At 73.3% G+C, this 13,845-nt stretch carries 6 protein-coding genes; 3 read left to right on the forward strand and 3 right to left on the reverse strand.

The window, feature by feature from the left end:
• Positions 1-708 (reverse strand): TerD family protein (locus CM1CMNOD_RS18050; RefSeq protein WP_013875030.1); only part of this gene is annotated, 708 nt, incomplete at its 3' end.
• A gap of 291 nt (positions 709-999) precedes the next feature.
• Here CM1CMNOD_RS18050 and CM1CMNOD_RS18055 point away from each other — a divergent pair.
• On the forward strand, positions 1,000-1,881 hold the full coding sequence (locus CM1CMNOD_RS18055; RefSeq protein ID WP_013875031.1) for a class I SAM-dependent methyltransferase: 882 nt from the start codon (positions 1,000-1,002) through the stop codon (positions 1,879-1,881).
• 90 nt (positions 1,882-1,971) lie between these two features.
• Here the strand turns inward: CM1CMNOD_RS18055 and CM1CMNOD_RS21950 are convergent, their stop codons facing one another.
• Positions 1,972-5,949 carry a UvrD-helicase domain-containing protein gene (locus tag CM1CMNOD_RS21950; protein WP_043604004.1) on the reverse strand — a complete coding sequence of 1,326 codons (3,978 nt, stop codon included), beginning with the start codon at positions 5,947-5,949 and terminating at the stop codon, positions 1,972-1,974.
• 229 nt (positions 5,950-6,178) lie between these two features.
• On the opposite strand from CM1CMNOD_RS21950, the gene CM1CMNOD_RS18080 reads away from it, so the two are divergent.
• Both CM1CMNOD_RS18080 and CM1CMNOD_RS18085 read left to right on the forward strand, forming a co-directional pair.
• Complete coding sequence (locus CM1CMNOD_RS18080; RefSeq protein ID WP_043604007.1) at positions 6,179-8,668, forward strand: AAA family ATPase; 2,490 nt, start codon at positions 6,179-6,181, stop codon at positions 8,666-8,668.
• Positions 8,635-11,736: an AAA domain-containing protein gene (locus CM1CMNOD_RS18085; protein ID WP_013875034.1), complete on the forward strand. Its 3,102-nt coding sequence runs from the start codon at positions 8,635-8,637 to the stop codon at positions 11,734-11,736. The genes CM1CMNOD_RS18080 and CM1CMNOD_RS18085 overlap by 34 nt, the downstream gene beginning before the upstream one ends.
• 254 nt (positions 11,737-11,990) lie before the next feature.
• On the opposite strand, the gene lysS is transcribed toward CM1CMNOD_RS18085, so the two are convergent.
• Positions 11,991-13,448 carry a lysine--tRNA ligase gene (lysS, locus tag CM1CMNOD_RS18090; RefSeq protein WP_043604010.1) on the reverse strand — a complete coding sequence of 486 codons (1,458 nt, stop codon included), beginning with the start codon at positions 13,446-13,448 and terminating at the stop codon, positions 11,991-11,993.
• Between the last annotated feature and the right edge of the window lie 397 nt (positions 13,449-13,845).

A 13,845-nucleotide genomic window follows, 5' to 3' on the forward strand; every position in this document is an offset into this window, starting at 1 on the left:
GGACACTAGGAGCAGGCAGACGTCCACGGTGAGCGGACGCTGGCCCAGCCTGCCCCGTTCGACGTTCACCAATGCCACGACCTGCGAGACGATGTCTCCTCCGGTATCGGCTCCCCTGGTGCCCCCGCCGACGGCCGCACCGGCGGCGGACGAGGCGGCCGGCCGTGCCGGCGCCGGTGGCGGTGGCGGTGGCGGGGTCATCGGTGGGCCCGCCGGCGCGGCGCCGTCGTCGTCGTTGACCTGAACGCCGAAGTCGCGGACCAGCCCGGCGAGGCCGTCGGAATAGCCCTGGCCGAGCGCTCGGATCTTCCACCCGGCCCCACGCTGGTAGATCTCCGCGAGCAGCAGAACGGTCTCCTGCCGTGGCCGCGGCGGGGTGAAGCGCGCGACGGGGGTGCCGCCCCGGCCACGGACGTTCAGGACCGGCGGCGGCAGTTGCCCGAGCGTCGCACCGGTGTCGGCCGGGCTCACGACAACGACCACCCTGGTTGCCGCGGGACGCAGCCGAGGCGGGTCGATGCTGGCGCCGTCACCGGTCAGCCGAGCCCCGGGCGCGGACGGCTGGTTGTAGAAGACGAAGTCGCCGTCCCCGGCGACCTTCCCGTTCCCGCTGGTGATCAGGAGCGACAGGTCGAACGGCCCGGCCACGTGAACGGACAGCGCGCCGTCCGGCAACGACCGGTTGGCACCGGCGACCAGCTCAATCATGATCACTCCGAGTAGTCCGAGCAGGTGGGTCACGGCGGCCGGCCGAGGGCCGGGCCGTCCGGGTCACCAGCGCGCTCTCGATCGCTCTTACCTCGATCGCTCTTACAAGGACGAACAAGTGTCACGTATCGTCCCGGCCGAACGGCGCCGACGCCGGTGCCGGTGCCGACATCCGACATCCGACATCCGACATCCGACATCCGGACGATGATCGAAGAGTCTTCCTGATTCGGGCAAAGACGTCCGAAAAGATCACATTTCGACCCCGGTCAGGGGTGTTAGTGTCCCGGCATGGCCGAGACGGTGTCCGCCCCGCGCGAATCCCCATCCATCCCAGATGCGCACGCCACCGCCGGCGGCGGGACAACGGAAACCCCGGAGACGGCACCGACAGCCCCGGCACGGGCGCCACGCTCTGGAGCGACGCCCACAGGCAGCGCGCCGGCGCCGATCGCCAGCACCTCGATCGGGCGGTCCGTCCGGCTCTTCCGCGCCGCCCGGCGCGAACCGGTCGACCCGGCCGGCTTCTACTCGCTGCTCGCCGCCGACTCCGTGCACCAGCTCAGCCACTTCACCACGCTGGCCGGCTCGCTCGTCCTGGACGTCGGTGGCGGCCCCGGCTACTTCCGCAGCGCCTTCCAGCAGGCCGGCGCCCACTACGTCTGGGTCGAGCCGGACATCTCCGAGCTGAGCGCCGGTGGCATCGTGGAGCCGGGCCGGGTGCTCGGCAGCGCGTTGGACATGCCGTTCGCCACCGCCTCGGTGGACATCTGTTACTCGTCGAACGTCCTGGAGCACGTGCCGGACCCGTGGCGGATGTGCGAGGAGATGGTGCGGGTCACCCGACCCGGCGGGGTGATCTTCCTGAGCTTCACCAACTGGCTCTCGCCCTGGGGCGGGCATGAAACCGCGCCCTGGCACTACCTCGGCGGCCACCGCGCGGCTCGGCGCTACGAGCGCCGCACCGGGACCCCGCCGAAGAACCGCTACGGCAGCAGCCTGTTCGCGGTGTCGGTGGCCGACGCCCTGGCCTGGGCCCACGGCCATCACGGCATCGACGTCGTGGCCGCCATGCCGCGCTACCTGCCGGCGTGGACCAGGCCGATCCTGCGGGTGCCGGGTGTCCGGGAGGTCGTCACCTGGAACCTCGCCATGGTCTTCCGCCGGCGCTGACCGGCCGCCGGCACCGCGACCAGGCTCTCCGCGGCCCTTCGCAGCTCTTCGCGCGTCCGCGATCAACGCTCCCGGGACGGTGGGCAGCGGTCAGATCAGCCGGAGCTGGCGGCCCTGGTTCGGGCGGGCCCGGCGGGGCCGGGGCGGGCCGGAACGGCGTTCGAGCAGCGGCGCGCCCAGGCTGTCCAGAAAGGGCGAGGGCCGCACCTCGGACACCTGCCGGCCACGGCGGGCCGCATGGGTGAGCACAAGCTGCTCCCGGGCCCGGGTCATGCCCACGAACAGCAGCCGCCGCTCCTCCTCGTCACCGTCGTCACTGCCGTCATCACGCCCGGTGAGTCCGGCGGCCGCGCCCGCACCGGCACCGCTGCCGGCCGGGGACGCGCCCGCCCACCGCAACGGCAGCAGGCCGTCCTCGCAGCCGATGATGACGACGAACCCGAACTCCAGTCCCTTGGCGGCGTGCAGCGTCAGCAGGGAGATCCGGTCCGCCCGGGGGTCGAAGGTGTCGACCTCCGCGCCGAGCGCGATCTCAGAACGGAAACGCTCCAGATCGTCGCCGCACTCGGTGGCCAGCGAGGTCAGGACGTCCAGCGCGTACCGGATCTCGGCCTCGTTCGGCGGTCCGGCCGGAGGCGTCGGCGATGCGGGCCCGGCCGGTGACACCGGCCCGCTCCGGGCGTCCGGCGCTGTCCCGGGCAGGCTGCCGGAGGATGCCGGGCCGCCGCGGCCGGGCAGGCCGGCGGCGCTGTCGAGGGCGATCTGGGCCGCCGCCCGCAGCCGTGCGAGAACACCGCGGCCCCGCGCCGGCACCGTGTCCGCTGGGAGCACGGGGGCTGCGGGGATCCCGTCGGCCGGCGTGTCGTCGCCGACGAGCTCCAGCAGGTACGCGACGCCCGGGGTGTCCGCGAACCGGTTGTGGGACCGGCGCTGGAAGGGGAACCCCTGCCGGTCGAGGGCGTCCATCACCGGCCGCGCCTGGCGGGCGGTGCGGTAGAGCACCGCGATGTCGGAGAAGGACAGCCGGGCCTGCCCCGTCCCGTCCACCCCGGTGTCGAGCGCATGGAAGGACGTGCCGCCCAGGGCCTCCTCGATGAGGCCCACGACAACCGATGCCTCGTCAGCCTCGTCGGCGGTGCGGCGCAGCAGTACCGGAGCGCTGTGCGGATGCTCCCCGACCGCGCCCAGGGTCCGGCCGGGCACCAGAGTGGCCGGTTCGATCAGGCGGACGGCCGCCTCGACGATCACGGGGGTGGAGCGGTAGTTGCGGGTCAGCGACACCACCTTCGCGTCCCGGAAGTCGTCCCGGAAACGCAGGAAGAAGCCCACGTCGGAACCGCGGAAGGAGTAGATGGCCTGGTCCGGGTCGCCGATCGCACACAGGTTCGCCGCCGGCACGGGTTCCGGTGGACAGGCGGGCGAGGCGTCGCCGAAGCGCCCGGCCAGCATGGTCAGCAGGATGTACTGCAACTCGTCGACGTCCTGGTACTCGTCGACCCAGACGTGCTGCCAGCGCGCCCGGTACTCGTCGGCGATCTCGGGATGCTCCCGCATCGCCAGCACGGGCAGTTGGACGAGGTCGTCGAGGTCGACCAGGTTGCGCGCGCGCAGCTCACGCTCGTACCCCCGCGCCACCACGGCCAGCTCGTGCCCGTCGGTGGGCTCCCCGAGCGCGCGGGCGCGGCGCAGCCCGGCCAGCGCGCGCCGCAGTCGCTCCAGGTTGCGCGTCCCCGACGCCGTACCGGCCAGCGCCTCCCGCAGGATCTGCGTGCGCACCGCCTCGTCCGCGACCGCGACATCCGGCCCCAGGCCGAGGCGCGCGTGCTGCTCCTGGACCATCCGCAGCCCCAGGCCGTGGAAGGTGGTCGCGAAAACGCGCGACGCCTGCTGCGGGATGAGCGCGTCGAGCCGTTCGCGCAGTTCGGCCGCGGCCCGCCGGGTGAAGGTCACCGCCAGGCACCGCTCGGCCGGCACCGCGCACTCCCGCACCCGGTACGCGATCGAGTGGACGAGGGTGCGGGTCTTGCCGGTCCCCGGCCCGGCGACGATCAACAGCGGGCCGTTCGTGACCGCTGCCGCGGCGCGCTGCTCGGCGTCGAGAGCGGCCAGGACGGACACGCCGGGCACCTCGGACGGCACGCCCTGCGGCGGCACATCCACCACGTCGGCGGCGGGCCCGTCAAAGGGACACGCGTCGGCGGCGGGCCCGTCGGGAGATGGCGACCAGGAGGATGGTCCGCCGGGGAGCGCGTCAGCGGTGGGGACACGCTGCCCGGGAGCCGGCTGCGTCGGATACACCGGACTCGTCAGGCCTGTGGGGCTGTCCACCGCGGGCGGGGCCGCGGATAAGGCGCCGGATCGGACGGACGGCGATGCCGGGGAGGACGTCGGCGAGGACGCGGCCGTGGACGGTGCCAGCGCGGTACGGACTGCGCGGCTGCCCCGGCGGGCGGTGCGGGCCCGGGAGCTGCCCGGGGCCGTTGCCGTGCCGGTCGGTGTTGCCGTGCCGGTCGGTGTTGCCGTGGTGGTCGGTGTTGCCGTGCCGGTCGGTGTTGCCGTGCCGGTCGGTGTTGCCGTGCCGGTCGGTGTTGCCGTGGTGGTCGGTGTTGCCGTGGTGGTCGGTGTTGCCGTGGTGGTCGGTGTTGCCGTGCCGGTCGGTGTTGCCGTGCCGGTCGGTGTTGCCGTGCCGGTCGGTGTTGCCGTGCCGGTCGGTGTTGCCGTGCCGGTCGGTGTTGCCGTGCCGGTCGGTGTTGCCGTGCCGGTCGGTGTTGCCGTGGTGGCGGCGAGGTCGAACAGCGTGCCCGCGTCCGAGCTGAGTTCCTCCGGGCGGAAGAGGCGGATGACGCCGTACTCGCCGTCGAAACCGGCCTCGCGGATCACCTCCTCGTTCCGCAGCCGGCGGATCGCCTCCACCAGCGCGGACGAACCGACCTCGGCGATCGCGTCCAGCGGGACCTCAGCGAGGATCCCCAGCTCCGGGCCGAGCCGGGTGGTCAGCGTCGTGACCTGCGCGGCCACCGCCTTGCTCTTCGGCCCGACCCCGAGGATCTCCCCCACGACCTCGGGCAGCGCCACCAGCGAGCGCATCTCGCCCGCAGTCGGCGGCCGCAACCCCTCGGTCCGGTCGGCCAGCGTGTCCACCCGGTGCAGGACGCCGACGGTCAGCGCCCGTCCGCACTGCGGGCAGCGCCCGTCCGCCTGCCGGGTCTGACTCGGCTCGTAGCGGATGTTGCACTTGCGGTGACCGTCGAGATGGTACTTGCCCTCCTCGGGGAAGAACTCGATCGTGCCGGCGAACCCGTCCCCGGTGCGCAGCGCCGCGAGCATGGCGAAGTAGTCGACGTCGCAGGTGAACGCGGTCGCCTCCCGGCCGAGCATGGGCGGGGAGTGCGCGTCGGAGTTGCTGACCAGGCGGAACCGGTCGAGCCCGGACAGCCGCCAGAACATCGGCGGGTCCGCGGACAGGCCGGTCTCCAGCGCGAAGATGTGGTCGGCCAGATCGACGTAGCAGTCCTCGACCGCGTCGAAACCGGACTTGGAGCCCAGCACCGCGAACCACGGCGTCCACACGTGGGCCGGTATCAGATAGCAGCCGTCGCCCGCGCCGAGGGTGATCTCCAGCAGGTCACGCGAGTCCAGTCCCAGGATGGGACGCCCGTCCGCGGCGAGATTGCCGATCTTCGCCAGGCTCGCGGTGATCCGGGCCGCGGCGTCGGTGCTCGGGGCGTAGAGAAGATGGTGGACCTTACGGGTCCGCTCCCCCCGCTTGTAGATCGTGGAGATCTCCGTGGAGAGCATGAACCGGGTCGCCACCCGGCAGGACGCGGGCAGGGTCCGCAGCACGTCCGCCTCGAGGTCGGGACGCAGCCGGAACAGGCCGGGTTCGGCCGGCACGAGCTTGGTGGCGATCTCCTGCGACCAGGCCGGGTGGGTGAAGTCGCCGGTGCCGATCACCTGGATCCCCTTGCGCGCCGCCCACCAGGCAAGATGCTCCAGGTCGCAGTCACGGCTACAGGCCCGTGAGTACTTGGAGTGGATGTGCAGGTCCGCAAGAAACCGTGAGCTCACAGCTGGGTATGTTGTCGCACCCGCGCGCTCGCACACACGGCGGCCTGCCGGGCCTGGCCACCGGCGTTCTTCGGCTGGCCCCCGCCACCGCCCGCCCGCGACGCCACCCGGCATGACCGCCTCCTGGCGGGACGGGTCATTATGGGCATTGCCGCAACGGGGTGTGTCCGCCGGTGTGCGCATCCGGCCATCGGAGGAGCCCGTGGGGCTGTCGCGTCCGGAGAGGACTATGACCGAACAAACGGCTGTCCGCCAGCCACGCCATCACGACGAGCCTCATCACGACGAGCGACCCGGCGACGGGCGGCGTCGTGAGGGGCGAGCGGGGCAGCACGGCGAGGAACGGTTCGGTGCGGGACAGCCCGGCGGGGAAAGCGCTGGCGGGCCGGCGGCCCACGCGGGACGCCGCCTCGACGACCGGCGCCGGGCCGCGCTGACCGACCGGTGCCATCGCCTGGTCCGGTTCCTGCGGGAGATCGCCCTGGCCCAGGCGCCGCGGGTCACCACGGTCGACGAGCATCCCGTCGTGGTGTGGCTCGACAACCTTCCGGACGGCCTGTCCCTGTTCGAGCAGGCCAGCCCCGGCGAGGTGCTGCTGTCCGCTCCCGCCGCGGCGGCTCTGCCACCGCCGCCGGCGCTGCCCGGCCAGCTCACCGGCTGGGTCGTCATGGCCGAACCGGGCGAGCCGGTCGAGGAGTTCCCGCCGCTGCGCGAGATCGGCCCGCGGACCCGCGTCGAGCTGCGACCGGACGGCATCCAGCGTGAGATCACCGAAACCATCCGGCTCGCGGACGCGCCCGAGGTCCAGGCCGCCTACGCGCAGTGGCTGCCGGCCTGGCGGATCTGGGCGACCAGGGCCCGCGCGGACGCCGACCGGTGGGCCCTGCACAACGTCCTGCACGCGGTGGCGCAGCGCCTGGCGCAGGAGGGCGACGCGCTCGAGCTGGTGCTCTGCACCGGCCTGCTGTCCTGGCACGCCCCGACCCCGACATCAGCATCAGCATCGGCGTCCACGGCGCGCCCGTCCGCCGCACCCGGCCCGTCCACCACCGGCATGCCCTCGCTCGGCACGTCGACAGCGATCACATCGGCGACGATGCCGGGCCGACCCCCGCTCGGCCCGGCGGCGGCACGCCCGCCCGCGACAGGCGGCCCGCCGCCCGCTGCCGTCGAGGTCCGCCATCATCTGCTCGCGACCAGGCTGCTGGTGGAGATCGACACGACCAGCTCCGCCATCCGCCTGCGGCTGCCCGCCGAGGCCACGACCCCGCTGGAGGACAGCAGCCTGCTCGACGGGGTGGCGGCGTTCCGGCCGGAACGGACCAACGCGCTGCACGAGCGGCTGCGCGGCCGCCCCGCGGTCCCCCTCGGCTCCGAGGACGAGCGGGCGCTGCGGGACTGGCTGACCCTTGCCGTGGACGTGTCCACCGACGGCTACTCGCCGTCCTGGCAGCCGGCGGCGCGGCCGGCCGGCCCACGCCCGCAGGTGACCTTCGCCCCGGCACTGGTGCTGCGCGCCCGCGGCCGGGCGGCGCTGCTGAACTACTACGACCAGATGCTGGACGCGCTGCGCGGCGACGGCCCGCCGCCGCTCGGCCTGGTACAGCTGGTCGAGACGCTGGAGGCCGACGAACGCCTGGCCTGGCTGGCCGCGGGCACGGTGCCCGCCGGAGACGTGCTGCCTGCCGGGGACGCGGCGCCCGGCCGGGACGGCCCGGGCGACACCGCGCCGCTGTTCCCGCTGCCGGCGAACCCGGAGCAGGCCCACGTGATGGAACGTCTGCGCCGGGACAACGGTGTCGTGGTGGAAGGCCCGCCCGGGACGGGCAAGACCCACACGATCGCCAACCTGATGTCCGCGCTGCTCGCCGAGGGCAAGCGGGTGCTGGTCACCAGCCAGAAGGCGCAGGCGCTGCGGGTGCTGCGGGAGAAGATGCCCCCGGAGCTGCAACGGCTGTGCGTGTCACTCACCGACCTCGACGACACCGGTTCGACCGAGCTCGCGGTGAGCATCAGCGCGCTCGCGGCGGAGAAGGCCGCCTTCCGGCCGGACGACCACGACCGGCGGATCGCGCGGCTGCGCTCCCGGCGGGACGACGCCGCCGCCCGCCGGGCCGAACTGGCCGAACTGATCCAGCGGCTGCGCGCGGCCGAAGGTGCCCACCATGACGGCTCGCAGGTGGCGCCGGGCTGGGAGGGCACCCTGGCCCGAATCGCGGCGCGGGTCCGGGACGAGCGCGCCGCCCACGGCTGGCTCCCCACCCCCGTGCCCTGGCCCGCCATCGGCGGTGGCCAGGACAGCGCCAGCCCTGGCGGTCATGTCACCGAAAGTGACAGGGGATACGGCGGCGGCGGTGCTGCCGGCGGGCGCGGCCCGGTACCTGCCAGCGACGATCACGGTGGACGCGGCAGCCATGGCGAGCGCGGCGGGCCGCCGCCGGTGCCCCTGGACGCCGCCGAGGCGGCCGAGTTGCTCGCCGTGCTGCGCTCCCGCACGCCTGCCCGGGCTCGCCGGCTCGCCCAGGGCCCGACCGATCCGGATCTGCTGGTCCCGACCGGCACGATCCGCCAGCTGCTGGCCGCCGAACGGGCCGCCTCCTCGGTCGCCCACGACAGCACGGTCACCCTTGCCGAGCCGGTCGGGCCGCCCTCGCCGACCGGCTTGCCGGGCTGTCTCCGGCGCAGGTGGACGCCCTGCGGGCGGTCGCCGCGGAGCTGACCGACGCGCTGGCCCTGATGGCGGGCCACCAGAGCCGCTGGGCGTGGGTGCGGACGGCGCTCGACGACGCCCTCGCCGGCCGTGACACCGTGCTGTGGACAAAGATCGCTTCGACCGCGCCGGCCGTCGAGCAGGCCGCCAGCGCGCTCGAGCGGGTCGGGCTGCGCACGGTCGTCCTGCCCGCGCTGACCGAACGGGGGCCCGCGAACGCGCAGGTGCTGCTCGCCCACGGCGAGGCGCTGCGGGCCCACCTGGCGGCCGGCCACGGTCTGCGCGCCGTCTTCCCGCCGAAGGCCCAGAAGAACGCGGCCCTGCTGCTCACGGAGGCGACCGTCGACGGCGTCCCCCCGCGCACCCCCGACCTGCTCGACGCGGTGCTCGCCCGGCTGACCGCACAGGTCTGCCTGGAGACGGCGAGCAACGCCTGGGCGCTGGTGGACGTACACATCGACCCGGACGCCGCTGTCGAGGTGCGCCTGGCCCGCCTGCACGATCTGGCCGACGCCCTCGCCGCGGTCGACCGGGCCCGTGGCGCGCGCGACCGCCTCCTTGGTGTCCTGGCCTCCTTCGGCGTCCCCGGCACCCCCGGCACGCCGGACGTCCCGGGTGCTGCCGGCACGGGCGCTCTGACCACCGCCGGCGGCTCCCTCGGCGTCACGCTCACCGGTACCAGGGCCTGCCGGGATCTCGCCGCCGCGGTCGAGGATGTCCGGCTACGTCAACATGCCACCGCCGCCACCGCGGGTCTCAGCCGTATCCACAGCCGTTACCTGGCGGCGGCCAGGACCGGGACGGCCGCGCCGGAGCTGGGCACGCTCGCGGACGCGCTGGCCGCCCGCGACGTCACCGCCTACGAGGCCGCCCGGGTCGCGCTTGAGGCGGCTGACAGCGAACGGGACGCGGAGCGGCGCTGCGTGACTCTGCTGGCGCGCGTACGGGACGCGCACCCGGCCTTGGCCGTCCTGCTGGAGGGCCTGGCGCCGGGTACGGCCGACGGCGCCAAGGCTGCGGCCGGGACATCGGATGCCGGAACGGTAGATATGCTCCGTAACGCCGAGGCGGCAGCCGGCAGCCGTCCGGGCGGCGCGGACGCGGCCGAGTGGGATCGGCGGATCGTCTCCTTCCCCGCGGCATGGGCGTGGGCCTGCGCGGCGACCTGGCTGGAACGCTCGCGGACGGCGGCTGGTGAGACCGATGTCGAGGCCGAACTCGACGCCGCCGAGGACGCCCTCGCCGCCGCCACCGCCGAACTCGCCGGCGCGCTCGCCTGGAAGCACTGCCTTGGGCGGATGGGCGCCGAGCAGTCCGCGGCGCTGCGTTCCTACGCCGACGCGGTCGCCGCGGGCGGCAAGTTCACCGGCCGCTACGCGCAGCGGTACCGGCAGGCCGCCCGGGAGGCGATGCGGGTCGCCCAGACCGCCGTCCCCGCCTGGATCATGCCGATCGGTGAGGTGCTGTCGACCATTCCGGCCGTCCGGGACTGCTTCGACGTGGTGATCGTGGACGAGGGCAGCCAGGCGGGGCTGGACAGCCTGTTCCTGCTGTGGCTGGCGCCCCGCGTGATCGTGGTCGGCGACGACCGGCAGTGCACCCCGGCGGAGGCGAGTTTCGAGGAGCTGGAACCGGTCTTCCAGCGTCTCGACACGCTGCTGCCCGACGTGCCGGGCTGGCTGCGCATCGCGTTCACCCCCCGGTCCAGCCTGTTCACCCTGCTGCGGACGAGGTTCGGCGAGGTCATCCGGCTGCGCGAGCACTTCCGCTGTATGCCGGAGATCATCGAGTGGTCGTCCGCGCTGTTCTACCGGGACGCCCCGCTGGTGCCACTGCGCCAGTTCGGCGCGGACCGGCTGCCGCCGCTGCGGTCGTGCCACGTCCCGGGTGCGGTCACCTCCGGTGTCGCCGGCGGGCTGCGCAACGCGGCCGAGGCCGAGGCGCTGGTGACCCAGGTGCTGGCCTGCGCCGACGACCCCCGCTACGACGGGCTGACCTTCGGCGTCGTCGTGCTGCAGGGCAGCGCCCAGGCGGAGCTGATCCGCGGCAAACTGATCAGCCGGATGTCCCCGGCCGAGCAGCAGCGCCGGCGGCTGCGCGTCGGGACCCCGCCGGACTTCCAGGGCGACGAACGGGACGTGGTGTTCCTGTCGATGGTCGTCGCGCCCGACACCCCCACGCCGTCGCTGACCCGGCTGGAGTACCAGCGCAGGTTCAACGTGGCCACCTCCCGTGCCCGCGACCAGGTGTGGCTGTTCCACTCGGTGACCACGGGCGACCTGGAGCCGACCGACCTGCGGCACAACTATCTCAGTTACATACTGTCACAGACGTCCGTGCGGCCGTCCGTCACCGTCGGGGTGGACGCCGGCCCGGCCCCCGCCGTGTCCACGTCCGTTCCCGTGCCGCGCGACGTCCGCCCGGACATCCCGCACCCTCGCTTCGACACCCTCTTCGAGCAACGGGTCTTCCGTGCCCTGCGCGAACGCGGCTATCTGGTGTGGCCCCAGGTCGAGGTGAACGGTCGGCGCGTCGACCTGGTGGTGGCCGGCGGACGCGCCCGCCTCGCGGTCGAGTGCGACGCGGACACCGCCGTGCCGCCCGAGCGGATCGCCCACGAGTTCGCCCGCGAGCGGGAGCTGCGCCGGGCCGGCTGGCGCTTCTGGCGGATCCGCCAGTCGGAGTTCGAGATCGACCCGGACGCCTCGCTCGCCTCCCTGTGGCCGGCCCTGACCGCCGTCGGCGTGACACCGGTGGCGCCGCACGCGGCCCGTACCGCCCGGGGCGGCACCGCCCCCGTCGATCCGGCCGGAGCCGGTCACGGATCGCAGCCGGCACCGCCCCGTCCGGGTACACCGGCGGACGACGTGCCCGGGGGCAACATCCCCACGGACGACATCCCCACGGACAACACGCGCAGGGATGGCGAGAACGCCAGCCGCGATGATGTCGACACGGCTGACACGGCGGCCGGCGGCCGGGCTGCCGTCGCGCCGGGAGCCGGCGAACACCGCTGGACGCCAATCCCCCTGAGCGACCTGGAAGGCCTCGACGACGCCCTCGGCGCCCTGACCTAGGACTCCTGACCTGGGACCCCCGACCTGGGACCCCCGACCTGGGACATTGCCCGACCGGCGTTCTCAGTCAGCCGGCGTGGCTCCTGCCCGCGGCCGCCCACACGGGCCATGATCTGAACGAGTTTGTCGTTGTGTACGCTTTTCAGGCGAAAAAGCGTACACAACGACAAACTTTCGACGATCTTCTCCGGTGGCCGGCGCCTGGTGACACGTCCGTTCGCCGGGCCGGGAGCCGAAGCCAGGCCTGGCCCTGGTCAGGCGTCGGCGTCGGGAGCAGCCTGGTCGTCGGGGGCGTGCTGGCCTTTTCTGGCGCCGCGCATGGTAGGGAAGAGGACGACGTCGCGCAGGGTGGGCGCATCGGTGAGCAGGGCGGTGAACCGGTCGATGCCGAGGCCGAGGCCGGACATCGGTGGCATCCCGTACTCCATCGCCTCGATGAAGTCCTCCTCCAGCATCATCGTCTCGTCGTCGCCGGCCTCGCGCAGTTCGGCCTGCTCCTCCAGCCGGGTTCGCTGCTCGGCCGGGTCGACCAGCTCCGAGTACGCCTTGACGATCTCCCAACCGTTCACCACGACCTGGAACATGTCGAGCCGGGTGGGGTCGTCGTCGCTGCGCCGGGCCAGCGGCACCAGCTCCGCCGGGTGGTGCACCAGGAAGCACGGCTGGACGAGCTCGGGCCGGACCGTCTTCTTGTACAGCAGGTCGACGAGTGCCGCGTACGACGGCGCGTTCTCGACGTCCAGCCCGAGGCCGGCGACCCGCTCCCGCAGGGTCGGCAGGTCGCGCACCACGGCGAGGTCGATGCCGGTGCGCCGGGCGACCTCGACCCGGTAGTCCAGCTCCGGCCAGTCGGCGCCGAAGTCCAGCTTCACACCCTCGTAGGTGACGGTACGGGTGCCGAGGACGTCGTCGAGCACCGCCAGGATCAGCTCGCGGACGAAGGCCATGTTGTCGCGGTAGTCCCAGTAGGCGGCGTACCACTCCAGCATCGTGAACTCCTGGAGGTGGGAGGAGTCCATGCCTTCGTTGCGGAAGTTGCGGCCGAGCTCGTAGACACGGTCGAAGGAGCCAACGACGACGCGCTTGAGGAACGTCTCCGGTGAGATCCGCAGGTAGAAGTCCTCGTCGAGCGCGTTGTGGTGGGTGACGAACGGCCGGGCGGCGGCGCCGGAGGCCGCCTCCTGCAGGATCGGCGTCTCGACCTCGAGGAAGTCGTTGTCGTCGAGGAACCGGCGGATCCGCTGGATCGCCTTCGTCCTGGTCCGGAACCGCGCCCGGGACTCGTCGTTGACCAGCAGGTCGAGATAGCGGCGGCGGTAGCGGGCCTCCACGTTCGACAGGCCCTGCCATTTGTCCGGCAACGCGCGCGCCGTCCGGTTGAGCACGGTGAGATCGGATACCGCTACCGTCCGCTCACCACGACGGGTGGTGTAGAGACGGCCGGCGACCCCGACGAAGTCGCCGATCTTCAGCGCGCGGGACCACTCCCTGATGGTGTCCGCGCCCAGCTCATCCCTGGACAGGGAGACCTGGACACGCCCGCTGCGGTCCTGGATGTGCCCGAAGATCAGACCACCCATCCGACGCCAGAGCACCACTCTGCCGGCGAGGCGGACAGGGGTGCCGTCAGGCGCCTCCCTGGCGCCGGCGGCCACCGAGTCGGTGCGATAACCGGACCGGGGCCCGCTCACCCCGGACTCCTCCGTTGACATCAACACACCCTATAGCGAAACGACAACCCACCCGCGCCGACACCCAAAGGGGGGATCACGTCCAGCGGGCGGCACACGTCGACCAAGGTATGTGGAGCATGGTACGTGGATCATGGTATGTGGGCGCTGTGGCAGTGGTTGGAGGGCGACACGGCGGGGCTTCTGCGGCCCCGGTGGAGTGACCGACAGTAACTTGACTGGATGCTTCGGACTCGCCGACGCTTCAGGACGCCAGCGACGGGCCGCCTGGCCCTGGTCCAGCCCATCCGCCTGCCGGCTTTCCCGCCCCTGGTGGTGATCCTGGTGGCGGCCCTGGCGGGGTGGCTGATCGTCGGAGTCCCGGCCGCCGGGCCGGTTGCCGCAACCGCGGTGGCGCCGCCACCGACCCCCCCGGCAC

Origin of the sequence: Protofrankia symbiont of Coriaria myrtifolia (genome assembly GCF_900634755.1) — a bacterium.
GTDB classification, from domain to species: Bacteria; Actinomycetota; Actinomycetes; order Frankiales; family Frankiaceae; genus Protofrankia; species Protofrankia coriariae.